Raw genomic sequence first — 24572 nt, 5'->3', positions numbered from 1 at the left:
GACTTGCATTAATTACGATTTTAATTTCAATAAATTCCAATGTATAGAATAACAATTTTTCTTAACGTTTCTTAAAGAATTCCAAAATCATATAACAATATTAATGATTTTCTTTGGAACGAAGATGAAATTTTTAACTGATTTATCTCCTAAGAATCTTTTTACATCATCATTCTCCATCATTATTTTCTCAACTTCTTCTTTTCCTAAATCAGCAGCCAATTTGATTTTAAATTTCATCTTACCATTGAAGCTTACCGGATAATCTATCTCATCTTCAATCAGATAGCTTTCATCAAGAGTTGGAAACGGTTCAAATTCAATAGAAGCATTATTTCCCAGCAAATTCCATACCTCTTCGCAAATATGTGGCGCATATGGTGAGATAATAACAGCTAAAGGTTGCAAAATATTGCGTTTATTACATTTTAATTTCTGCAATTCGTTCACAGCAATCATAAAAGATGATACAGAAGTATTGAAAGAGAAATTCTCAATATCGTAAACCACTTTCTTGATTAAGGTATGCAGAACTTTATATTCTTCTTTTGTTGGCTCTTCCTCTGAAACAGAAAAATTATCTCCGTCAAAGTAAAGATTCCAGAATTTTTTCAGGAAGCCGTAAACTCCACTTAAACCTTGCGTGTTCCAAGGCTTAGACTGTTCTAATGGACCAAGGAACATTTCATACAATCTTAATCCATCTGCTCCATATTCGTTACAGATGTCATCAGGATTTACAACATTGTATTTAGACTTGGACATTTTTTCTACTTCCCTTTCGGTAATTAATTTTCCATCTTCAAGAATAAATTCAGCATTATTAAATTCTGGTCGCCAAACTCTAAGTTTTTCAACATCAATTTCATCAGTTGTTCCAATCAACATAGAAATATCAACAGGAATTTTTTGAGTTTGATATTCACTTGCTAGATTTTTTGAAACAATTTTATTTGTTCCGTCAATTCTATGAATTAAAGCACTCATCCCCAAAATCATCCCTTGATTAATCAACTTTTGGAAAGGTTCGTTTTGTTCAATATAACCTCTATCTTTTAAGAACATATTCCAAAAACGAGAATATAACAAGTGCCCTGTTGCGTGCTCACTTCCGCCAATATACAAATCAACTTGACCCCAATAATCTGACAGTTCTTTTTTAGCAAAAACCTCATCATCATTCGGGTCCATATATCTTAGGAAATACCAAGAACTTCCCGCCCAACCCGGCATTGTGGATAATTCTAATGGGAAAACGGTTTTGTTATCAATCAAATCTGTATCAACCACTTTTTGGTTCGATTCGTCCCAAGCAAATGTTTTTGCATTTCCTAATGGTGGGTCTCCATCTTCAGTTGGCAAATATTTTTCAACCTCAGGCAATTCCAAAGGCAAAGCAGAATTTGGTAATGTGTACGGCATTCCATCCTTATAATATATAGGAACCGGCTCGCCCCAATATCTTTGTCTTGAGAAAATCGCATCACGCTGTCTGTAATTCGTAGTACCGTGACCAATTCCTTTATTTTCGATTTCAGCAATGATTTTTGCTTTCGCATCATTATAATTAAGACCATTCAAGAAATCAGAATTCACACAAACCGAATCTTTCGAATCATAAGCTTCTTCCTGAACATCTACATCAGATTCCACAACTTTGATTATTTCCAAATTAAATTTCTTCGCAAATCTGTGGTCACGCTCATCGTGTGCAGGAACCGCCATCACAGCACCCGTTCCGTAACCCATCAACACATAATCCGAGATATAAACCGGAATTTTGTTTCCATTGAAAGGATTAATCGCATAACTTCCCGTAAAAGCACCACTCACGTTTTTCACGTCAGCCATTCTATCACGTTCTGTTTTTTTGGAGGTTTCTTCTATGTAATTTGCAATTTCCGTCGCTTGCTCTTCGGTTGTTAAATTTTGAACCAAAGGATTTTCCGGCGCCAAAACCATAAAAGTCGCTCCGAAAATTGTATCTGGTCTTGTTGTGAAAACCTCAATTGTTTCTCCATTTTCAGTTGCAAATCTAACTTGCGCACCTTGAGATTTTCCAATCCAATATTCCTGAGAATCTTTCAAAGGTTGTGGCCAATCCAAAGTTTTCAAACCTTGCAGCAATCTTTCTGAGTATGCAGAGATTCTCATACTCCACTGCATCATTTTCTTTTGGAAAACAGGAAAACCTCCTCTTTCGGATTTTCCATCTTTTATTTCGTCATTAGCCAAAACTGTTCCGAGAGCCGGACACCAGTTCACAGTCGTTTCCGCTCTGTAAGCCAAACGATAATTCAATAAGATTGCACCTTTATCAATTTCAGAAGCATTTTTCCATTCTTCTGCAGTGAAATTCAGTTCTTCATTTTGATTGGCATTTAATCCTTCGCTTCCTTTTTCCTCAAAATGTTTGATTAAAGTTTCGATAGATTCTGCCTTGTCCGTATTTTTATTATACCAGGAATGGAACAACTGAATAAAAATCCATTGCGTCCATTTATAATAAGAAGCGTCTGAAGTTCTGACTTCTCTACTCCAGTCGAAAGAGAAACCAATTTTTCTTAATTGTTCCTCATATCTCGTGATATTTTGTTCGGTTGTAATGGCTGGATGTGTTCCTGTCTGGATGGCATATTGCTCCGCCGGAAGCCCGAAACTATCGTAACCAACCGGATGAAGAACGTTGAAACCCTGATGTCTTTTGTATCTCGCATAGATATCAGAAGCAATATAACCAAGCGGATGTCCCACGTGAAGTCCGGCTCCGGAAGGATACGGAAACATATCGAGGACGTAAAATTTCGGTTTATCTGTTGAGTCGGAAGTTTTGTAAGTTTGGTTGTCTTCCCAATATTTCTGCCACTTTTTTTCTATCTGCTGATGGTCGTAAAACATTCTATAAAGTAAGAATTAATAATGAATAATTTTTTTAAGATTCACAAAGTTAAGATTTTGAGAGGAAATGACAATTTTAAATTTTGGGGCAACTTAATCCGCCTTCCGCTCCCAATCTTTTCACTCCACTACGTTGCGTAAAAAGGATTTCCGCTCAAATCGAGGAACGAGATTCATTGATTCAAATAAAAATAATATATAAATAGGAGATAATTCGGGTTGCGAGTTTCAGCTTCGAATCAACATTTGTTTTTTAAACGACGAACAAACACAAATACAAAAGTCTTCGACTCCGCTCAGACTGACAACTTAAAAAAAAATTAGCATTAGAGATGTCAAACTGAGCATTTCGACTTCGCTCAATATAAACTCCATCGAAGTGCTTTAACCATAAAGAAGTCTTTTTTCTTTATTCTTTTATCTTCTTGTCTTTATCTATCTTTGTAAAAAATTCACAAGTGCCTGAAATTTCTATCATCACACCGAGTTATAATTCTTCGAAATATCTGAACGACACCATTGATTCTGTACTCAATCAAACTTTCCAGGACTGGGAATGGCTGATAACAGATGATTGTTCGACGGATAATTCGGTGGAAATCCTAGAAAAACAAAGCGATCCGAGAATAAAAGTTTTCAAAGCTGAAAAAAATGGAGGCGCAGGTCACGCAAGAAATATTTCCCTTGAAAATGCAACAGGAAGATTCATCACTTTTCTGGATGCTGACGATTTTTGGGAACCGAATTTTCTTGAAGAAATGATCAATTTCATGAAAAAAGAAAATTCAGAATTGGCTTATTCCACGTATTCACGCTGTGACGAAAACCTGAATCCAACTAAAATTGGAGATTACGAAGCTGATACAATTGTGACATTTAATAATCTTTTGAAAACCTGCAGATTGTCTCTTTTAGCATCGATGTATGATTCTAAAAGAGTTGGGAAATTCTATTTTCCGGAAGGCACAAAACGTGAAGACCACGTAATGTGGCTGGAATTATTAAAAAAAATTCCGCAAGGAAAACCTCTGAAAAAAACTTTATCAAAATACCGAATGTTGCCCAACAGCGTTTCCAGAAAAAAGACCAATATAATGAAGGACCAATATTTGGTGTACAAAGATTATATGAAATTCTCAACATTAAAATCTCTGTATTATACTGCCAATTGGGCTTTTAACGGTTTTATCAAATATTCTAAAATCTTTAATTAATGGAATATTCAAAAGAATTCAAACAGGCTTTGAGCGAGTTTTCTCCAATTGAGAAAGATCGGTTGATTTTCCGATTATTGAAGAAGGACAAATTGCTTTCTAAGAAACTCTATTTTGAACTCATCGACCCGGAAACGACGGATGACAAACGAAATACGATGGAAGAAATCATCAACGAAAAAGTTACCGAGATTTCCAGATATGTTGCCAATCAGAAATATTTTTTGGTTTTAATCAGAAAACTGAGCGCAGAAATCACGGAACACGTCAAAATTACAACAGATAAATTTGGAGACGTTTATCTTAATTTATTTTTAGTCAATAAAATCCTTGAACATAACGAAAAACTGGGAAGACAGAGATTTGATGCCGTTTACAAACTTTACATTTATCTCATCAACAAAATCATCAAAGCCTTAATCCAAATCAAAAAACTGGACGAAGATTATTGGTTGGAATTTGATGAGCTACTGGAAAACCTTAATGAGAAAATCGACAACAATATTTATTTAAGCAAACTTTGTGTCAATAATAGCTTCGATTTCAATTGGCTGAAATGTGAAAACATTCCTGACCATTTTGAATTGATTGTAAAAAATATCAAGAGTGAAGGTTTCCTGAGATAAACTTAGAACTCATTTTTCATCTTGCTGATTTGGCAGATTAAGCAGATTTTAGTTCAATTAAATCTGCCAAATTAGCTCAATCTGCGAGAATTAAATTTCCTCAAAAGACAAAATTTTCTTCACAATAATCTCAGTAGAATTCGGTTGAGAATTGACAAATTCATTTGCCTTCTCTGCCATTTCCTTTAGATAAGACTTTTCACCGATTTCAGTTTTAGAATCTTTGTTAATCAATTCCGTGATGAAAGTTGAAGCAGCAACAAAATCATCAAAGCTCTTTGCGCCTTTTGCTGCAATCAATGTATCTGCTTCCGGATTTTTCTTGTATTGATTTCCGAAAACCACAGGAACGCCATAAACCGCAGCTTCCAGAATATTATGCAATCCCGCCGAATGGAATCCACCACCAACTACTGCTAAATCTGCATAAGAATATAATTTGGAAAGTTTTCCAATGGAATCGATGATGAGAATTTGAACATTTGAAAGTTCTGGAGTTTGAGAGTTGGAAAGTGAACTATAGAGATTTGCATTTGGAAATAATCTTTGCAAATGCGGAACCCGATGCAAATCGTGAGGTACAATAATTATTTTGGTTTCAGGCAATTTTTTCACAAGAACCTGCGCAATATCTTCTTCCGCATGCCAGCTACTTCCAAACACAATCAATTTTTGATCGCCTTTGAATTCTTGTATAAATTCCAAATGGTTATCTCTATCCAAAAACTGCTTTACCCTGTCAAATCTGGTATCGCCGGAAACCGTAGAATTGGTCAACCCAATTTTTTTTGCCAAAGCCTGAGACTTGATAGTCTGATGAAAAAACCAATCGATATTTTTACGAAGCTGTTTTGCAAACCATTTTCCATAGCTTTCAAAAAACAGCTGATGTTCATAAAACAGTGCGGAAATCACATAGACTTTAGTTCCTCGATTTTTTAATTCTTCTAAAAGATTGTACCAATAATCATATTTTACAGTGAAAAAAATCTCCGTCTCGAAAGTGGAAACAAACTCTTTTATATCTTTTTTCCTATCGAAAGGCAAATAACAAACGGCGTCAGCAATCTGCTTTCTTTTCTTCACATTTTCGTAACCGGAAGGTGAGAAAAAAGTGACCAAAGTTTTATGTTCTGGGAATTGTTCTTTTAGTTTTTCGAGAACCGGAAGACCTTGCTCATACTCGCCAAGACTTGCTGCGTGCATCCAAATCACTTTTTGCCCTTGGATTTTTTCCCGAACGATTTTCGAAGATTCTTTTCTTCCCCGTACTCCTTTTTTTGTTTTAGAATCAAACAGGGAAAAGATTTTCATCCCCAAAATCATTAGATGGATAGAAAGATTGTATAGCGATTTCATCTTTTATTTTTCTACTGCAAATCTATCATTATTTGTTGAAGGATTTGATATGACAAGAAATTCCAAACCGAAATCTGATTGATTTTTTATCAAGTGCTTTTTATTTGATGCGATGTGAAATCCTGAATTTTCAGCCACTTCGAAAACTTCTTCATCCACGACAAAAGTGGCTTTTCCTTTTAAAATAAAAAAAAACTGTTGTGCATTTTTATGAAAATGCAGTTCTTCTTTTGAGTTAGGCGGCATTACTTCTTGTTTAATTGAAAGATTATCTGAGTTCAGTAAAACCCAACTATCACAGTTTCCGCCCCAATTATAGTGTTCTGTATTTTGTTTTGATTTTATCATCTTTCTCTTTTCTGATACAAATATAATTATTGATGTATCTTTGAGAAAGTTGAATTCAATTTGAATGTTGAACTTTGCGAAGCGCAGCCCGACTTGAGCGGAGCTCATTTTTTGCTGAGGATTCTAGTGATGGCAAAAATAGCGGGAGCGGAAGGCGGAAACAGCTGCCCAAATAATTGGAATAATGAAAAGTGAAAAATTAACATAAAAAAGTTTTTAAATATTTGCCACTCAAAATAAAATCTCTATATTTGCAATCTGAAAATTTAATAGAATTACGAACTAAATATATTAGTGATGAGTAAAAGAACATTCCAACCATCTGAAAGAAAAAGAAGAAACAAGCACGGTTTCCGTGAAAGAATGTCTACACCAAACGGAAGAAGAGTGTTGGCAGCTAGAAGAGCAAAAGGCAGAAAGAGCTTAACTGTTAGTGCAGCGCGCGCTAAGAGATAATTTCTTCAAAATTATCATATACAAAAATGTCTGGATTTGTTTTCAGACATTTTTTGTTGTTAAAATTTGCCAAAAGTAGAAGACAAAAAATAAGTTTTTGCTATTTTTGAGTTTCACAACTTTCAATTTGAAATTATGCCGCACAGAAATGACCCTGGAGTCGATATTATAGATTTGAGCAACGCTAAGATTGTTCAGAAAAACTTCACTGTCCTGAATGATGTTGACCTTCATATCAAGAAAGGAAAATTTTGCTACCTGATTGGAAAAACTGGTTCCGGAAAAAGTTCTCTTTTGAAAGTGCTTTACGGACAATTGCCTTTACAAGGCGGAAGCGGACAAGTTGCCGGTTTTGATTTGAAGAAACTGAAACAATCTGATGTTCCAAACCTGAGAAGAAAATTAGGAATTGTTTTCCAGGATTTCCAATTGTTATCTGACAGAAATATCGAGAAGAATCTTCTTTTTGTTCTCCAGGCGACTGGCTGGAAAGACAAACACAAAATGGAAGCGAGAATAGATGAAGTTCTATCCAGCGTTGGAATGAAAACTAAAAAGCACAAAATGCCACATCAGCTTTCTGGTGGTGAACAACAACGTGCTGCAATCGCAAGAGCGCTTCTGAATCACCCTGAATTAATTCTTGCAGATGAGCCAACAGGAAATCTTGACCCGGAAACATCTAACGATATTATGACGCTTTTGAAAAATCTGGCGGAAGAAAACCATTGTGCTGTTGTAATGGCAACGCACGATTATCATATGATTCAGAATTATCCTGGCGAAGCCATCCGATGCGAAAACGGACAGGTTTCTGTTTTGGATACAGCGGAATTGTTCGAATAAGAAAAATTATTAGTTATAGATAGAAAAAGCTCTTTGAAATTTTCAGAGAGCTTTTTTGTTGAATATATGGAATTCTTTTGTCAACTCAAGATATTCGTCGGAATAAACTCTCGGCGATTTTTCTATGATGAAATTTTCTTCTTTCGTTTCTGATTGTTGGAATGAATATTCTAAAACTACTCTTTTGGGTTCAGCCGTTTCGATTCCTTTGATGATAACTTTTCTTTTGAGAAACAGATTATTCTCTCTACAAATTTGAGTGAATTGTTTATCTGAATCAATGGGAATAATAACAGAAAACAAACCTTTATCAGAAAGTAATTGTGAAGCTTTCTGAATTAAATCAGAGAAATCCAATTCTAATCTTTGTCTTGCCAAAATATCTTTTTCAGAATTATTGATTTCAAAATAAGGTGGATTGGAAATGATTAAATCAAATTTTTCTTGGGTTTCAAAATTTTTAAAATCCTGAAATTGGCTTTTGATTCTTTCAGAAAAAGGAGAATTGGAGAAATTATTTTGAGAAGTTTTGACAGCTTCAGAGTTGATATCGATTGCTAAGATATTTGCATCCGGATTTCTCTGAGCTAACATTAATGAAATAATTCCCGTTCCAGTTCCTACTTCTAGAATTTGTTTAGCTTGATGAACATTGGATAAAATCCCCAGCAAAACAGCATCTGTTCCCACTCGGAAAACATCAGAACTTTGCTGAATTGAAAATTTTTGAAATTGGAAATCCTTCATATTATAATAATGAAAACCGACATTTCGCACTACGAAATTCGATTTGTCGTTTTCTACCTCTATTTCACGACTTCATCGCTTTACCACTTTGAAATCTATAAATTGGAAGGCATAGAGATGGTGAATGTCGCTCCTTTATCTGGCTCAGAAACTACAGTTATCGTTCCGTTATAATCTTCGACCATTCGTTTTACCATCGTAAGACCTATTCCCATTCCACTGCTTTTGGAAGTGAAATTCGGGTCGAAAATCTTCGTTATTTTATCTTCAGAAATCCCTACTCCATTATCCTGAACGGTGATTCTGATTCGTTTTTCAATTTTCTCCAAATCTACATTGATAACAGATTTTCTATCGTCAGCTTTGGCCTGACTAGCGTTGGTCACTAGATTGGTGATAATTCTCGAAAGATAATCTCTGTCAATTTTCATCGGAATGTTATCGTGGTTGGCGTGGACAAAAATATTTTCATCACTGAAAATCGTTAGCACATTCCTCACTTCTTTATTCAAAGAAATTTCCTCATCATTTCTTTTCGGTAATTGTGCAAATTCAGAAAACGCACTCGCTACTCTACTTATTACATCAATTTGTCCAATGATAATTTCACTTAGATTTTTAACTTTAGTAGCATTATTAGGATCGTTCGGGTCAAATTTTCTTTCGAAGTTCTGCATCATCAGCTTCATTGGCGTTAACGGATTTTTCACCTCGTGTGCTACTTGCTTTGCCATTTCCTGCCAAGCCGATTGCTTTTCGATATAACTGAGACGTTCGCGCTGGTCAGCAATTTCAGCAATCATTTTGTTGTAAGCCTTAACCAAAGCATTCAGCTCATCGTTTTTATAATATTTGATGGGATTGAGATTCTTATCAAACAAATTGATTTTGCTAATCATAGAAGTAAATCGGATAATCGCTTCCGTCAAATTATTCGAAATAATCCAACTAAACCAAATACTGAACAATATAATAAGAAGATTGACACCGATGATGTATATAAAATACTCTTTAAAAACCTCCATATAAGCACTCTCGTTGTGATAATACGGAAAATACACATAAGCAATATTTTCTAACATATTATTTTTCAACACCATATAAGAGGAAACAATCGTCGCTTTCAGTTTTTCGTCGTAAGCTTTATCATCGTATTGTTTACCGTTTTTCTTAATAGCTTTTATGACGTCTGCAGGCATTTTCTTTTGGGCAACAAGATTCGGGTCTTTGTTAGACAAAAGATAATTACCATTTAAATCATAAATAATAATGTCGTGCTTGTTGATATCAGCAATTTCGTAGATTTCGTTTTCAAGAATTTTAGGAATATCATAGGTTTCTACCTGAGAATGGCTGAGCGCGTAATCCAAAGAAGACATAAGAGCTTCGGACTTGTTTTGCATATCCTGCTGGCTTTGCTTCTTCGCATTGTCTCTCAAAATCACATAAGATAAAGTAGCCGAAGCAATGACACTCAGGAAACAAATAGCGAGAAATCCAATAAAAACCCTGTTTCTTAATCGGTAACCTTTATAATCACTTAATGGCATTTTGCTTTTCAAATGTAGTTTTTAGTTTTTGGAGGTTATGCAATTGCCAATTCTACTGATATTTTTGCACCATATTAGACAATGGCGATTTCAAAAGTTTCGCAACATATTTTCCGATGATGTCAAATTCCAAATTCACAACATCGCCAATTTTCAAATGTTTCATATTCGTAAACTCCCAAGTGTACGGAATTATTGCCACAGAAAATTGATTGGTTCCGCTTTCAGCAACCGTCAGGCTCGTTCCATTTAGAGTGATAGAACCCTGCGGAACTGTCGTGTATTCATTAGTTTCCTCGTAAGAAACAGTAATGAAATAACTTCCGTTTTGGTCTTCGATATTTTCAACTATTCCTGTTTTGTCCACGTGACCTTGCACAATATGACCATCCAATCTACCTTCGAATTTCAAACAACGTTCCAAATTCACTTCCGTTCCAACATTCCACGCACCAAGATTCGTTTTTTCAAGCGTTTCATTGATGGCCGTCACCTTGTAAGAATCACTATTGGTTTCTACAACTGTCAGGCAGCAGCCGTTGTGCGCAAGACTTTGATCGATTTTCAATTCCTGAGTAAAAGGACAACTCAACACAAAATCAATATTCCCTTCATTTCTATCGATTTTCTCAACCTTCCCGGTCGCTTCTATTATTCCTGTAAACATTTGTATAATTAATATTGTTAAATTTTTTAGGAGCTATTTCCCGCTTTCCACTCTATCTTTTTCTTTTTTAGCAAAAAAAGAAAAAGGATGCCGTTGCAATCGGGGCTATAAATGTTATATATTTTACTAACTGCTTAGTATAATATGTAAAAAATAGTTATAAAAACAACCTAAAAAACCTAAATTTGTAAAATTCTTTTTAAATGTCAAAGATAAACAAATGAGCTCCAAACATCATAAAATCAGAGTAGGAATTTCAATCGGCGATTTCAACGGAATCGGACCCGAGATTATTCTGAAATCTCTGAAAGATAAAAGCATAACAGATTTTTTCACGCCGGTTATTTTTGGTTCGGGTAAATTATTCACCTATCAGAAAAATATTTTCAAGCTTCAGACCAACTTCAATTACATCAATTCTGCAAGAGAAGCGCAGTCTGGGAAAATCAATATGGTGAATCTTACCAAAGAAAACAGCAATGTAGAATTCGGTATTCCAACGGAAGAATCCACAAAAATGGCGATTGATTCTCTGGAATCTGCAACCCAAGCTCTTCTGAATAATGAAGTAGATGTTATCGTAACTGCTCCTATTAATAAGGACGAAATGATGAAATATGGTTTCGCTCACGCTGGACACACTGGTTATTTCGAAGAAAAAGCAGGCAAAAAAGCGGTAATGTTTATGGTAACGAACGATTTGAAAGTGGCTGTTTCCACACATCACATTCCTGTTGCTGAGATTGCACAGAATATCACCAAAGAGAAATTGAAAAAGCAAATCACTCAATTGGCGAAAACTCTGAAGGAAGATTTCTGTGTAGAAAAACCAAAAATTGCAGTTCTGGGACTCAATCCACACGCTGGCGATGGCGGTGTAATCGGTAAAGAAGAAATCGAAATTATAGAACCTGCGATAAAAGAACTTTTTAATAATGGAACTTTAGCTTTTGGCCCTTATCCGGCGGATAGTTTTTTCCAGCCGGAAAAATATAAGGCTTTCGATGCGGTTTTAGCAATGTATCACGACCAAGGTTTAGCACCTTTCAAAACAATCGCTTATGAAGAAGGTGTGAATTATTCCGCAGGATTACCTTTCATCAGAACATCTCCGGATCACGGCGTTGCTTATGATATTGCAGGAAAAAATCTGGCAGACGAAACTTCTTTTTCAGAAGCTATTTTTACAGCCATCCATATTTTCAAAAACAGAGAAGAATATCACGATTTGATGAGCAATCGTCTTCGTCCGAAGGCTTCTCACGCCAACAATGGGATAGACGAAGACCTTCCTATTGAAAATAATTAGACAAAAAAATCAGTTTTTGAGGAGTAAATTTTTGCAAGTCAAGTATTTCCAAAAAAGATTTTGTTATTTAAAAAAAATAAATTATTTTTGCAAACCGTTTTTATGGACAGAATTAGAAACTATGACGTTGCCTTTTTAGGCTTAAAACCGGGAAAACACGATTTCATATTTGAAATTGATCAAGAGTTCTTTGATTTATTTGAGACTGAGCAGGAATTTTTTAATCCAAAAATCAATGCTAATGTTCTTTTGGACAAGCATACAACTTTTTTGGAGTTCTTCATTAATGTTTCAGGAACCGTTCAATTGATTTGCGACATTAGTAATGATGAATTTTCTGAAAATATTGAGAATGATTTGAAAATTCTTGTAAAATTTGGAGAAGAATATGATGACAGCGATGAAGATGTCATTACCATCAATAAAAAAGATGGCGAATTCAACCTTGCCAACCTTATATATGAAGCGGTTGTTTTATCAATTCCGATGAAAAAACTGGCACCATCTGTAAGAGACAATGATGAATATCAAAAGATATTAGACCAATACAGTCCAAAAATAGTCGAAGAGGAAAAGGAAAGCACAGACCCAAGATGGGAAGCTTTGAAAAAATTGAAAGATAACAATTAAGCAATAACAATATAATTCGCAAGAATTTTAAAAAGTACTAACAATGGCACATCCTAAAAGAAGACAGTCGTCTACAAGAAGAGATAAAAGAAGAACTCACTACAAAGCTGTAGTTCCTCAATTGGCAAAAGACGCTACGTCTGGAGAAATGCACTTATACCACAGAGCACACTGGCATGAAGGAAAACTTTATTACAGAGGAAAAGTTGTATTAGAGAAAACCGTAGAAACTACAGAAGAAAACTAAGATCTATCTTTGATAATCTTATACTTAGCATAAAAAACCACTCGGATTTTATCAATTTGAGTGGTTTTTTATTATATTTGGCGTTCAAAACAATTTAAAAATTTTATGGATATAAAAGACATTCAGAATCTTGTAAGATTTGTTGCAAAGGCAGGTGTTTCCGAAGTGAAATATAAAAATAAAGACTTCGAAATCTATATCAAAACTCCACTAGGAGGCGAAGCTGTAAGCTATGTAACTCCACAAGTTGCTTATCAAGCTCCTGTTTCTGCACCGGCTGCAAATCCAGTTTCTGCTCCTGTTGCAAACTCTGATGCTGCTAGCGCTGCTGATGACAGCAAATATATCACTATCAAATCTCCAATGATTGGAACTTTCTACAGAAAACCATCTCCGGATAAAGATGTTTTCGTAAACGTAGGCGATTCTGTAACAGAAGGGAAAGTGGTTTGTGTAATAGAAGCAATGAAACTTTTCAACCAAATCGAATCAGAAGTTAGTGGAAAAATCGTAAAAATATTGGTAGAGGATTCTTCTCCTGTAGAATATGACCAACCATTATTTTTAGTAGACCCATCTTAATATAATTGATAAATTATAAGTGATAAGTGATTATTAGTTGATACACTTTATCTTAATTTTTAATTCTTAATTTTTAATTATAAAAGGATGTTCAAAAAAATATTGATCGCAAACCGTGGTGAGATCGCAATGCGAATCTTGCGTACGGCAAAAGAAATGGGGATAAAAACTGTTGCAGTTTATTCTACAGCAGACAAAGACAGTCTTCACGTTCGTTTTGCAGACGAGGCAGTTTGCATCGGTCCCGCAATGAGCAAAGACTCTTATCTTAAAATCCCTAATATTATTGCTGCTGCAGAGATTACCAATGCAGATGCAATCCATCCAGGTTACGGATTCCTTTCAGAGAATGCCAACTTCTCTAGAATCTGTGCAAAAAATGGAATCAAATTCATTGGAGCAACTCCTGAGCAAATCGAAAAAATGGGCGACAAAGCTACGGCTAAAGCGACTATGAAAGAAGCTGGAATCCCTTGTGTTCCAGGTTCTGATGGTTTGATTGATTCTTATGAAGACGCAAAAGCTACCGCAAAAGTGGTTGGTTATCCCGTGATGATAAAAGCTACTGCTGGTGGTGGTGGAAAAGGGATGAGAGCTGTTTGGAAAGAAGAAGATTTGAAAGAACATTGGGATTCTGCAATCCAAGAAGCTGTTGCTGCTTTTGGAAATGGCGGAATGTATATGGAAAAACTAATCGAAGAACCAAGACATATTGAAATTCAGATTGCAGGAGATCAATTTGGAAAAGCTTGTCACCTTTCTGAAAGAGATTGTTCTATCCAAAGAAGAAATCAGAAACTGATTGAAGAAACACCTTCTCCTTTTATGACGGATGAACTTCGCGAAAAAATGGGAGCTGCAGCCGTAAAAGCTGCTGAATATATTGGATATGAAGGTGTTGGAACTATTGAGTTTTTGGTAGACAAACACAGAAACTTCTATTTTATGGAGATGAACACCAGAATCCAAGTAGAACACCCAATCACTGAGCAAGTTGTAGATTATGACTTGATTCGTGAGCAGATTCTATTAGCTTCTGGAACGCCAATCAGCGGAAAAAATTATTATCCAAAAATGCACGCTATCGAGTGCAGAATTAATGCAGAAGATCCTTACGCAGACTTCCGTCCTTCTCCTGGAAAGATTAAAGAACTTAATATTCCTGGTGGACATGGTGTAAGAGTTGATACGCACGTTTATTCCGGATATACAATTCCGTCCAACTACGATTCTATGATTGCAAAATTAATCGTGACAGCTCAAACAAGAGAAGAAGCGATTGCAAAAATGAAACGTGCTTTGGAAGAATTCTATATCGAAGGTGTAAAAACTACCATTCCTTTCCACAGACAATTATTGGAAAATGAAGATTTCCTTGCCGGAAATTACACTACCAAGTTTATGGAAGATTTTGTAATGGATAAAAGTTTTGATAATCATATCTAAAGAATATCATCCTTATAGATAAAAATGCCTGACTTTAAAAGTTAGGCATTTTTATTATTACCAATAACATTCTAATTACTATTTTTGGCAAAATCTTTATTATGGAAAACAAGTCTTCTCAATATTTCATTGACTTAGAAAATCAATATGGCGCTCACAATTACCACCCGCTTCCTGTAGTTTTGGAAAAAGGTGAAGGTGTTTTTGTTTGGGATGTTGAAGGCAATAAATATTTTGATTTCCTTTCTGCATATTCTGCTGTTAATCAAGGCCATTCTCATCCAAAAATTGTAGAAGCATTAGTCAATCAGGCTAAAAAACTAGCTTTGACTTCAAGAGCTTTTTATAATGCAAATCTTGGAGAATATGAGAAGAAAATCACCACTCTTTTTGGTTTTGATAAAGTTCTACCAATGAATTCTGGCGCTGAAGCGGTGGAAACTGCCGTGAAATTAGCCAGAAAATGGAGCTACGAAGTAAAAGGCATTTCTGAAAACGCAGCAAAAATAATTGTTTGTGAGAACAACTTCCACGGGAGAACTACTACAATAGTTTCTTTCTCTAATGATCCGGATGCTAATCAAAATTACGGACCTTTCACACCTGGATTTATAAAAATTCCTTACAATGATTTAGCTGCTTTGGAAGAAACACTTAAAAATGATGCTCACAATATTGCTGCATTTTTAGTGGAACCAATTCAAGGAGAAGCTGGTGTTTATGTTCCGGATGAAGGATTTTTAAAAAGTGCATCTAACCTTTGTAAAAAATATAATGTACTATTCATTGCTGATGAAGTTCAGACAGGAATCGCAAGAACCGGAAAATTGATTGCTTGTCATCACGAGGATGTTCAACCAGACATTTTGATTTTAGGTAAAGCATTATCTGGAGGAATGTATCCTGTTTCTGCAGTTTTAGCAAATGATGAGATTATGAATGTAATCAAACCTGGCCAACATGGTTCTACATTCGGAGGCAATCCAATTGCTTGTGCTGTTGCTGTTGCTGCTTTGGATGTTGTAGCCGAAGAAAAATTATCCGAAAGAGCGGAAGAATTAGGACAGTTATTCCGTTCGGAAATTGAAAAATTAATTCAGAAAACAGACCTAATCACAAAAGTTCGTGGGAAAGGCTTATTAAATGCTATTCTTATTAATGACACTCCAGATAGCAAAACCGCTTGGAATCTTTGTGTAAAACTGAAAGAAAATGGTCTTTTGGCTAAGCCTACGCACGGTAATATTATTAGATTGGCACCTCCTTTGGTCATTACAAAAGAACAACTTTTGGATTGTATAAAGATTATCGAAAATACAATTTTAGAATTTCAAAAATAAAATGCAGCAGCTGAAAGAGCAGATAAGCGGACTCATCATCACTTATAATGAAGAAAAAAACATTCAGGAAGTTCTTGAATGTTTTGATTTTTGCGATGAGATTATTCTCGTCGACTCTTTCAGCTCAGATAAAACTTTAGAAATCGCAAGACAATTTCAGAAAGTAAAAATTATTCAAAACAAATTTGAAGATTTCACCAAACAAAGAAATCTCGCTTTGGAGGAAGCAAAAAATGACTGGGTCTTATTTTTAGATGGCGATGAGAGAATCACACCGAAACTAAGAGAGGAAATTATCGAAACTGTTAAAAATCCTGATGCTAAAGATGCTTATTATTTTTACAGAATATTTTTTCTCGGAAGTAAACAAATCAATTTTTCCGGAACTCAGAATGATAAAAATTTCCGTTTATTCAGAAAGTCAAAAGCACGTTATTCTGAAAATAAAAAAGTTCATGAGACTTTGGAAATCAATGGAACAACAGGAGTTTTAAAACATAAACTTCTTCATTATTCCTTTGAAAACTATGAGCAATTCAGAAATAAAATGTTGTCTTATGGAAGATTGAAAGGACAAGAACTTGGATTGAAAGGCAAAAAATACTCATTCATGATACAGTGGAGCAAAGTTATTTTCAAATTTTTCAAAACTTACATTCTAAAGCTCGGAATATTAGACGGAATTAATGGCCTAAAAATCAGCTACCTTCAAAGTTTATATGTCTATGAGACTTATAGAACTTTGAAACAATAACTTAATTTTTTGGAGAAATTTAGAACTTTATTACTTATTGATGTAAAGCGGCTTTTTATTCTTATAAAATTGATCAACAAAGTTTTTGAGTTTTCTTTGGGTATTAGATTCCTTCACCTTAATTGGAATTTGAGTAAAATCTATTTCTCCTATTTTTTCTATAATTTGATCTAAAGAATAGTTCTTCATAAAGATTTCTTTCAAAAAATTGCCAATGATTTTGTTCCACTCTGGTTTATTTCCCCAATAATGTCCAACAATCTGATCCGCAGGCTTTAAGGGTGAATATTCATTCAATCCTAAAGAAAAAGCAAATTGTTCTATTAGCCTTCTTGTTACGCCATCTGCGCACATCGCATCATTAATCCGTAAAGCTAATTCCAAGCAGCCGAAATGTTTCGGAGAAACACCGATCAACCCCGCGTTCCACATTGTAGAATCTTCGTCTATCTTGGTATTAAAATACGATTTTCCTTTCATTTGTTTCCACATCAGTCTTTCGGTTTTTGATGAAAGAGCCGATAATTTTCCTTCTTCTACGTGCATAAAATTTTGTCCGTTTTTCATTCCATCACGTAGATAATCCATATTCTGATAAAAAAAAGTATCACCATCCAAATATAGAATAGAGTCTGATGGATATTTTTCGGCAACTAATTGCAGCGCTTTGATTTTCACTCTCCAAAAAAATTGATATTTGCCTTCCCAGTCTTTTATAAGTGCACGGCTAATTGGTATTATTTCTATCTTATCCTGAAAAGAAGCGAATAATGATGGATCTTCTGCAACGACGATAATCCTGTCTTCAGTATTTTTATGCTCAAAAGCTGTGTAGATAGAAAAATAGACTTGCTGATAATTGTCCATATTATTGCCAAATACCAGATAAATTATATTCATATCGGTGGAAATTTCGTTTAAAAATTTTTAATATAATACTAAGTTTATTCAACTTTATGCCAAAATTAATAAAAACAAGCAGGTCTCTATTTTTTCCGCTTGATATATTTTTACTAATTTTGGCATAAATATTCGGCAAGTATAGCCATTAAAAAATAAAAAGGAATGATTTTTATTCAAATATAAATTTTTCTTCATCAAAAATTCTTATGAATAATTATCCATTGATCAGCGTAATCATCCCTTGTTATAATGCCGAAAGGTCGTTGGAGAAATGTCTGACTTCTGTAATTCAACAATCTTACATTAATCTAGAAATTATTTTGATTGATGACGGTTCGACCGATAATACTTCAAAAATATATGAAGACTTCCAACGTAGAGATGACAGAATAAAAATTTTCCGGCAAGAGAATTCAGGTGTTTCAAAAACGAGAAATGAAGGTTTAAAAGCTGCCACAGGTGAATATATTTGTTTTGTCGATTCTGATGACTGGGTAGAACCGGAATATTGTTCAGAATTGTATCGATTATTGACCGATGAAAATGCTGATATTTCAATCATAGAAGCTTCGTATGAAGATGAAAACGGAAATGTGGTATTTGACAAACCCACATCGGAAGAAAAAGTATTGGACGGAAAAAGGGCGTTATCTCTTTTATTGGAAGACAATATTATCCAAAGCCATCCGTGGGGAAAATTATATAAAACATCTTTTTTTAACAATGTATACTTCCCAGAAAACCTGAAATGCTTTGAAGATTACTCAACACTTTATAAGGTTTTTGATAAAGCCCAAAAGGTTGTTAAATCCAATGATAAGCTTTATCATTATATACAGCTTGATGACAGTCTTTCTCATAGTCTCTCCCCTGAAACTGCCTATTATTTTTATTTGGCAATAATGGATGTTTACAAATTTTGGCAAAGTAAAACACATCTTAAAAATAACGGAAAAGTCATAAAAGATTTTATCAGAAAACTCCTGATGGTTCTTAAACGTATTCTAAGAAGCACAACCGAAGAAGAAATGCGGACTGAAAAGGAAATAATCCGGCAATCTTTTAAACCACTTTTGGTATATCCTGCTAGAGATATTGGTATTGAATTTTATCTTCATGTAAGACTATACTATTATTATCCAAATTTGTACACGATATTGATCTCAAAGTAATATTTCAGATTAGTTTCTGTATTGTATTATAGAAAAATGACTTAACCCTTTTTTCTAATCTTTTACATTAAAAAAAACAAATTATTTGTCCGAATTTTTTTTTTGAATTCTTGGTAAAAATAAAAGAAATAAGCTGATCATCCATTTAAAAATCCGCCAAGCTACAGGATACTTTTTGATATGTAAAACTTGTTTTATTCTTTTTGCACGACTTTCCCTAGTTAGTTCCGCATCATCTATGAATGCTGGAAAATATTTATTCAGAGTTATATCTCTTTCCTGGATATAAATTGGCAGATTTTCCACTTTTGCAGAAATACCGGAGAAATCATAATAGCAAATAATCTCCTTCAAATGTTTGAACGATACATTATGAAGACAAACCATGATAATAAAAAACTCCCAGTCTGCACAAATTTTGTACTCTTCATTATAATAAAAGTAGTCACTAAATAAAGATTTTTTGATAAATACAGCCTGATGATTAAGTCCACCATCATAGAAAAAACCAAAAGTTAATTTTTCCGGAGCCTTAATAACTTTTCGATAACCTTGGTCATTAAAGAAAACGGAATCTCCATACAAAATATCGATATTAGAATCGAATTGATCTTTTATTTTTTCCAGAACAAACTCATCGTAAAAGAAATCACCACTATTCATAAAGATGATATAATTGCCGTTTGCCTTCTTAATTCCTTTGTTCATTGCATTGTAGACACCAGAATCTTTCTCAGAAACCCAATGATCAACCTGATCATTCTGCTCAATCAATTCTTTACCGCCATCGGTGCTTCCGCCGTCAATCACAATAAACTCAAAATCCTTCCAAGTCTGAGCTTGGACAGAATCAAATGTTTTAATAAGACCTTCTTTATTATTATAGTTGATTGTTAATACCGTTAATTTCATTTTCTCTTATCTTCTACTGCTTGTCTGTAAACTTCTAAACATTGTTCTGCTGCCACTTTCCAATTAAATTTCTTCACCTGCTCCAATCCTTTTTCTGAGAATTGTTTTCTTAAATTATCATTATCTAGTAACATTCTGATTTTGTCTCGTAAATCTTTTTCTGATGTACTATCAAAATATATACCTGCATCTCCGGCAACTTCTGGGAAAGATGCGCTGTTGGACAGGATGATTGGACATCCGCAAGCCATTGCTTCTAAAACTGGTATTCCGAAACCTTCATATTGAGATGGAAATACAAAAAATTTCGCATTTTTATAGAATTGTCCTAACTCGTTTTCCTCAAAATTCTTTTGCCGAATTTGTTGGCTCAGACCCTTTTCTTCGATGTAGTTGATTTCGTCACCTTTAAATTCACCACCACCTGCGGCTAATAAAACCAAGTCTGGGTTTTCTTTTAGAATTGGTTTAATGGCATTGACCAAAAATCTGAAATTTTTATAATCAGCTCTGGATCCGACGTATAAAATATAATTCTTCGGCAAATTCACTTTGTTGTGCTCTTCAATTTTTATTGAACTGCCGTGGTGAATCACATGAATTTTTTCACTGTTAATATCTGGGAAAATTCTTAAAATATCTTTTTTTGTATTGTAAGATACTGCGATGATGCGAGTCGCTTTATAAATCAGTTCCTTTTTATATTCTGTTACTCTATAAGGATCATCAAAAAAATACTCTGGAAACAATTCGTGAATCATATCATAAACAGTCAACACAAAAGGTTTTTCTCCTATTAAATCAAGGAAATAGGGATTGTAATAAGTGGGAACAAAAACATCGTAATTATTATCCCGACATACCTGTTTTAAAAACTTCTCGGATTTTTTCTTTCTAAGTGTTTTTGTACTTATTTTAAAAAATGAAAGAATATTATAAAATGATACTAGAATTTTATTTTTAGAAAGAAGATTGCTTGTTTTGAGATAAGAATTATCTGTATAAAATATTGGTAAAACGACTTCAACATCTTCTCTTTTATCAAGTTCAGAAAATATTTCTGTATAATATCTTGATATCCCACCATAAGTTTGCTGACTAAAAATCTGCGGATCTAATAATATTTTCATTTTTTTATCGTGGGAAAAATCATACTTTTGGAGTTGAGATATAATGATTTATAATGTTGGATAAGTAGATTCAAAAAAGGTAAGTGTTTCGGAGATTAGAATTTAACTTCTATCATACTCATCTTCCAATCGTACAATATCCTCTTCTCCAAAATAAGTTCCTGTCTGAACTTCTATGAAAACAACAGGTTTTTCTGTAAGATTCATGATTCTATGTTTCGCTCCTAGTGGAATAAAAATGCTTTGTCCATAAGTCAAAGGGATTTCTTCTCCGTCTAAAACAATAGTTGCATTTCCTTCAATAATTGTCCATTGTTCCTGTCTTTTGTGATGGAACTGGTAAGATAATTTCTGACCGGGATTTACTTCTATTCTTTTCAGTTTGTAATTTGGCTCATCCGCCAAAACATAATATTTTCCCCAAGGTCTTTCTCCGATTTCCAGCATAGCTTTTATTTTAATCTACAAAAATAGTATTTCGGAAAAGATTAACCAAATTCGAAAGGCAAAACGCTCAGAATTTATTAATTTTGCACCACAATTTTTTAGTCATCTTTATGACTTGTAAAATAATTATCTGAATATGAAAAAAGTAAGAGTGCGTTTTGCACCAAGTCCAACGGGAGCTTTACACTTAGGAGGTGTTAGAACTGCTTTGTATGATTATCTTTTTGCTAAGAATCAAGGTGGAGAATTTGTTCTTAGAATCGAAGATACGGATACTGCAAGATATGTGGAAGGTGCCGAAGATTATATTATGAATTCTTTGGAATGGTGCGGAATTATTCCTGACGAAAGCCCAAGAGTTGGTGGCCCTTATGCGCCTTACAGACAATCTGAAAGAAGAGACATTTACGACAGATATAAAGAGCTGATTCTAAAGACCGATTACGCTTATTTAGCTTTTGACACGCCTGAAGAATTGGATGCGATCCGCAAAGCTTTCGAAGCTAGGGGCGAGGTTTTTGCATATAATCATCAGACAAGACAACAGTTAAAAAACAGCATTTCTCTTTCTCAGGAAGAAGTTCAGAAATTACTAGATGCGAATGTTCCATATGTTGTTCGTTTCAAGATGCCAATTGATAGAACTTTGAATCTTCAGGATATCATCAGAGGAAATTTCTCTGTGAATACAAATACGCTTGATGACAAGGTTTTGATCAAAAATGACGGAATGCCAACTTACCATTTTGCTAATGTGGTGGATGATTTCGAGATGAAAATTTCTCACGTTATCCGTGGTGAAGAATGGTTACCTTCTATGCCTTTGCATGTTTTATTATATGAAGCGATGAATTGGGAAGCTCCAGAATTTGCTCATTTATCATTAATTCTAAAACCAGAAGGCAAAGGAAAACTCAGCAAAAGAGACGGTGCAAAATTCGGATTTCCAGTTTTCCCGATGGATTTTAAAGATCCGGAAAGTGACGAGATTTGGAAAGGTTATAAAGAATCGGGTTATTTTCCCGAAGCTTTTATCAATATGACAGCTTTGTTAGGTTGGACACCAGCAAATGATAGAGAAATAGTTTCGATGGATGATATGATTGCAGAATTTGATCTTAATAAAGTTCATAAAGCTGGCGCAAGATTCGATCCACAGAAAGCGAAATGGTTCAATCAGGAATATTTGAAACTGAAATCTGATGAAGAAGTTTTGGTTTTATTGAAAGAAATCGATGAAGTAAAAGCATTAAATATTTCTGATGATAAATTATTGAGAATCGTTTCTTTGATGAAAGAAAGAGCGACTTTCGTGGTTGATATTTATAACGACGGAAAATTCTTCTTCGAAGCACCAACTTCTTACGATGAGAAAGCCACTAAAAAAGCTTGGAACGAAACCACTTCTGCAGTTCTGAAAGACTTTTCTACTAAACTGGAAACTTCAGAATTTGATTCGGAAACTTTGAAAAATACTATTCATCATTTTGCAGAGGAACATTCTATCGGGATGGGAAAAGTAATGATGCCTCTTCGTCTCGCTTTGGTAGGTGAATTGAAAGGCCCGGATGTTCCAGACATTATGAACATTATCGGGAAAGAAGAAACATTGGCAAGAATAGAAAAAGCAATTAGTTTAAATTAATTAATTTGTCAGTCTGAAGCTCTCGAAGACTTTTTATTAATATTAGAAATCCATTTAAAAAAAATAGATTATTTTTGAACGGTTTAATCCAAACAAAATATGGAGTATTTAGAATTTGAACAACCTGTAAAAGAACTGATCGAGCAATACGAAAAATGTGTACAACTAGGCACAGAAAGCGGAATTGATGTAGATGAATCCTGCAAAAAGATCAAAACAAAAATAGAAGAGACTAAGAAAAAAATATACGGAAGCCTTACGCCTTGGCAAAAAGTACAGCTTTCCAGACATCCGGACAGACCTTATACACTTGATTACATCAACGGTTTGGCAGATGCAGGGAGTTTTGTTGAATTGCACGGCGATAGAAACTTTGGGGACGATCCGGCAATGGTTGGCGGAATTGCCAGTATCAGCGGAAACACGGTGATGCTAATCGGAACTCAGAAAGGAAGAACTACCAAAGAACGTCAGCACAGACGTTTTGGAATGTCTAACCCGGAAGGTTATAGAAAGGCTCTTAGATTGATGAAATTAGCAGAGAAATTCAACATTCCTGTGGTAACATTTGTTGATACACCTGGCGCTTATCCTGGTCTTGAGGCAGAAGAACGCGGACAAGGTGAAGCGATTGCTAGAAACATCTATGAAATGTGCCAATTGAAAACTCCGATTATTACCATCATCATTGGTGAAGGTGCTAGTGGTGGTGCATTAGGAATTGGTGTTGGAAACAAAGTTTATATGTTAGAAAATACTTGGTATTCTGTGATTTCTCCGGAAAACTGTTCAGCTATTCTTTGGAGAAGTTGGGAATACAAAGAAACTGCAGCCACTACAATGAAACTTACTGCTGATGATATGTTGAAGCAAAAATTGATTGATGACATTATCCCTGAACCTCTTGGAGGCGCTCATTATGATAATGCTGCAACTTTCGACAACGTGAAGAAATTCATCTTGAAAGACATCAAAACGCTTTCTAAATTGCCGGTTGAGAAATTGGTTGCTGAAAGACAAGATAAGTTTATTGCAATGGGAGAATTCAAAGGATAACGTAATTTGCCTACTGGCTATTAGCTTTTTGCTATTGGTATAAAATACAACCCCTTCAGAGTTTGAAACTCTGAAGGGGTTTTTATTTGTATTGATTGACGACTGTTGATTGGAAGCCGAATCTGCGCCCTGACTTATCTTCAATTTAATATTTAATTTATTTGAATCGATGAACCACTTCGTTAGGTTTGAGCGGAAATCCTTTTTTGCTTATACTTTGAGTTCTATTTAATCTGAAATCTTCGTGCAAAAAGATAGGGAGCGGAAGGCGGAAATAGGCGCCCAAAT

General features: G+C 34.6%; 24 protein-coding genes. 14 read left to right on the top strand and 10 right to left on the bottom strand.

The genetic code is table 11. The features are described 5' to 3' along the window. Positions 1-87 precede the first annotated feature (87 nt). Entirely contained in the window at positions 88-2898 is a 2811-nt protein-coding gene (leuS, locus tag KI430_RS15230; RefSeq protein WP_248875777.1) for a leucine--tRNA ligase, read from the bottom strand. A gap of 458 nt (positions 2899-3356) precedes the next feature. Between leuS and KI430_RS15225 the strand changes: the two genes are divergently transcribed. Together KI430_RS15225 and KI430_RS15220 are read left to right on the top strand one after the other, a co-directional pair. Beyond that, on the top strand, positions 3357-4112 hold the full coding sequence (locus tag KI430_RS15225; RefSeq protein WP_248875776.1) for a glycosyltransferase family 2 protein: 756 nt from the start codon (positions 3357-3359) through the stop codon (positions 4110-4112). Further along, a complete protein-coding gene (locus KI430_RS15220; protein ID WP_248875775.1) occupies positions 4112-4738 on the top strand; it encodes a deoxyuridine 5'-triphosphate nucleotidohydrolase in 627 nt (208 codons plus the stop codon). The genes KI430_RS15225 and KI430_RS15220 overlap by 1 nt, the downstream gene beginning before the upstream one ends. Before the next feature lie 90 nt (positions 4739-4828). On the opposite strand, the gene KI430_RS15215 is transcribed toward KI430_RS15220, so the two are convergent. Further along, entirely contained in the window at positions 4829-6097 is a 1269-nt protein-coding gene (locus KI430_RS15215; RefSeq protein WP_248875774.1) for a 3-deoxy-D-manno-octulosonic acid transferase, read from the bottom strand. Positions 6098-6100: 3 nt separating this feature from the next. Continuing rightward, on the bottom strand, positions 6101-6445 hold the full coding sequence (locus KI430_RS15210; RefSeq protein ID WP_248875773.1) for a cupin domain-containing protein: 345 nt from the start codon (positions 6443-6445) through the stop codon (positions 6101-6103). 297 nt (positions 6446-6742) lie between these two features. Here KI430_RS15210 and rpmH point away from each other — a divergent pair, with 297 nt between their 5' ends. Both rpmH and KI430_RS15200 read left to right on the top strand, forming a co-directional pair. Continuing rightward, positions 6743-6901: a 50S ribosomal protein L34 gene (rpmH, locus tag KI430_RS15205; protein WP_039365072.1), complete on the top strand. Its 159-nt coding sequence runs from the start codon at positions 6743-6745 to the stop codon at positions 6899-6901. A 135-nt stretch (positions 6902-7036) separates the two neighbouring features. After that, on the top strand, positions 7037-7747 hold the full coding sequence (locus tag KI430_RS15200) for a cell division ATP-binding protein FtsE (RefSeq protein WP_248875772.1): 711 nt from the start codon (positions 7037-7039) through the stop codon (positions 7745-7747). A gap of 42 nt (positions 7748-7789) precedes the next feature. Here the strand turns inward: KI430_RS15200 and KI430_RS15195 are convergent, their stop codons facing one another. The 3 genes from KI430_RS15195 to KI430_RS15185 all read right to left on the bottom strand — a co-directional run bounded on the left by KI430_RS15195 (position 7790) and on the right by KI430_RS15185 (position 10711). Then, positions 7790-8494 carry a tRNA1(Val) (adenine(37)-N6)-methyltransferase gene (locus KI430_RS15195; RefSeq protein ID WP_248875771.1) on the bottom strand — a complete coding sequence of 235 codons (705 nt, stop codon included), beginning with the start codon at positions 8492-8494 and terminating at the stop codon, positions 7790-7792. 95 nt (positions 8495-8589) lie between these two features. Next, a complete protein-coding gene (locus KI430_RS15190) occupies positions 8590-10044 on the bottom strand; it encodes a sensor histidine kinase (RefSeq protein WP_248875770.1) in 1455 nt (484 codons plus the stop codon). Between the two features lie 52 nt (positions 10045-10096). Beyond that, positions 10097-10711, bottom strand: a complete 615-nt coding sequence (locus tag KI430_RS15185; RefSeq protein ID WP_248875769.1) for a riboflavin synthase — start codon at positions 10709-10711, stop codon at positions 10097-10099. Positions 10712-10931: 220 nt separating this feature from the next. On the opposite strand from KI430_RS15185, the gene pdxA reads away from it, so the two are divergent. The 7 genes from pdxA (at position 10932) to KI430_RS15150 (ending at position 17019) form a co-directional block, all read left to right on the top strand. Next, positions 10932-12020, top strand: a complete 1089-nt coding sequence (pdxA, locus tag KI430_RS15180) for a 4-hydroxythreonine-4-phosphate dehydrogenase PdxA (RefSeq protein WP_248875768.1) — start codon at positions 10932-10934, stop codon at positions 12018-12020. A 102-nt stretch (positions 12021-12122) separates the two neighbouring features. Next, positions 12123-12650: a YceD family protein gene (locus KI430_RS15175; RefSeq protein WP_248875767.1), complete on the top strand. Its 528-nt coding sequence runs from the start codon at positions 12123-12125 to the stop codon at positions 12648-12650. 43 nt (positions 12651-12693) lie between these two features. Further along, positions 12694-12897 (top strand): 50S ribosomal protein L32, encoded by a 204-nt coding sequence (gene rpmF, locus KI430_RS15170; RefSeq protein ID WP_027383684.1) that lies wholly within the window; start codon positions 12694-12696, stop codon positions 12895-12897. A 105-nt stretch (positions 12898-13002) separates the two neighbouring features. Beyond that, positions 13003-13479: an acetyl-CoA carboxylase biotin carboxyl carrier protein gene (accB, locus tag KI430_RS15165; protein WP_248875766.1), complete on the top strand. Its 477-nt coding sequence runs from the start codon at positions 13003-13005 to the stop codon at positions 13477-13479. Positions 13480-13566: 87 nt separating this feature from the next. Further along, positions 13567-14925 (top strand): acetyl-CoA carboxylase biotin carboxylase subunit, encoded by a 1359-nt coding sequence (gene accC / locus KI430_RS15160; protein ID WP_248875765.1) that lies wholly within the window; start codon positions 13567-13569, stop codon positions 14923-14925. Between the two features lie 101 nt (positions 14926-15026). Next, positions 15027-16265 carry an ornithine--oxo-acid transaminase gene (gene rocD / locus KI430_RS15155; protein ID WP_248875764.1) on the top strand — a complete coding sequence of 413 codons (1239 nt, stop codon included), beginning with the start codon at positions 15027-15029 and terminating at the stop codon, positions 16263-16265. Between the two features lies 1 nt (position 16266). Continuing rightward, a complete protein-coding gene (locus KI430_RS15150) occupies positions 16267-17019 on the top strand; it encodes a glycosyltransferase family 2 protein (RefSeq protein ID WP_248875763.1) in 753 nt (250 codons plus the stop codon). Between the two features lie 30 nt (positions 17020-17049). On the opposite strand, the gene KI430_RS15145 is transcribed toward KI430_RS15150, so the two are convergent. Then, positions 17050-17919: a hypothetical protein gene (locus KI430_RS15145; protein WP_248875762.1), complete on the bottom strand. Its 870-nt coding sequence runs from the start codon at positions 17917-17919 to the stop codon at positions 17050-17052. A 209-nt stretch (positions 17920-18128) separates the two neighbouring features. Between KI430_RS15145 and KI430_RS15140 the strand changes: the two genes are divergently transcribed. Beyond that, positions 18129-19094: a glycosyltransferase family 2 protein gene (locus tag KI430_RS15140; RefSeq protein ID WP_248875761.1), complete on the top strand. Its 966-nt coding sequence runs from the start codon at positions 18129-18131 to the stop codon at positions 19092-19094. Positions 19095-19175: 81 nt separating this feature from the next. Here KI430_RS15140 and KI430_RS15135 read toward each other — a convergent pair whose 3' ends face one another. The 3 genes from KI430_RS15135 to KI430_RS15125 all read right to left on the bottom strand — a co-directional run bounded on the left by KI430_RS15135 (position 19176) and on the right by KI430_RS15125 (position 21580). Then, positions 19176-20006: a glycosyltransferase family 2 protein gene (locus tag KI430_RS15135; protein ID WP_248875760.1), complete on the bottom strand. Its 831-nt coding sequence runs from the start codon at positions 20004-20006 to the stop codon at positions 19176-19178. After that, a complete protein-coding gene (locus tag KI430_RS15130; RefSeq protein ID WP_248875759.1) occupies positions 20003-21136 on the bottom strand; it encodes a glycosyltransferase family 4 protein in 1134 nt (377 codons plus the stop codon). The genes KI430_RS15135 and KI430_RS15130 overlap by 4 nt, the downstream gene beginning before the upstream one ends. Positions 21137-21238: 102 nt before the next feature. Continuing rightward, on the bottom strand, positions 21239-21580 hold the full coding sequence (locus KI430_RS15125) for a phosphomannose isomerase type II C-terminal cupin domain (protein WP_248878330.1): 342 nt from the start codon (positions 21578-21580) through the stop codon (positions 21239-21241). 139 nt (positions 21581-21719) lie between these two features. On the opposite strand from KI430_RS15125, the gene gltX reads away from it, so the two are divergent. After that, on the top strand, positions 21720-23228 hold the full coding sequence (gltX, locus tag KI430_RS15120) for a glutamate--tRNA ligase (protein ID WP_248875758.1): 1509 nt from the start codon (positions 21720-21722) through the stop codon (positions 23226-23228). Positions 23229-23327: 99 nt separating this feature from the next. Further along, positions 23328-24284: an acetyl-CoA carboxylase carboxyltransferase subunit alpha gene (locus tag KI430_RS15115; RefSeq protein ID WP_074236966.1), complete on the top strand. Its 957-nt coding sequence runs from the start codon at positions 23328-23330 to the stop codon at positions 24282-24284. The last annotated feature ends 288 nt before the right edge of the window (positions 24285-24572 follow it).

The sequence above is a fragment of the Epilithonimonas zeae genome (assembly GCF_023278365.1).
Taxonomy (GTDB): Bacteria; Bacteroidota; Bacteroidia; order Flavobacteriales; family Weeksellaceae; genus Epilithonimonas; species Epilithonimonas zeae_A.
This window is presented reverse-complemented; position numbering and strand designations above follow the sequence as displayed.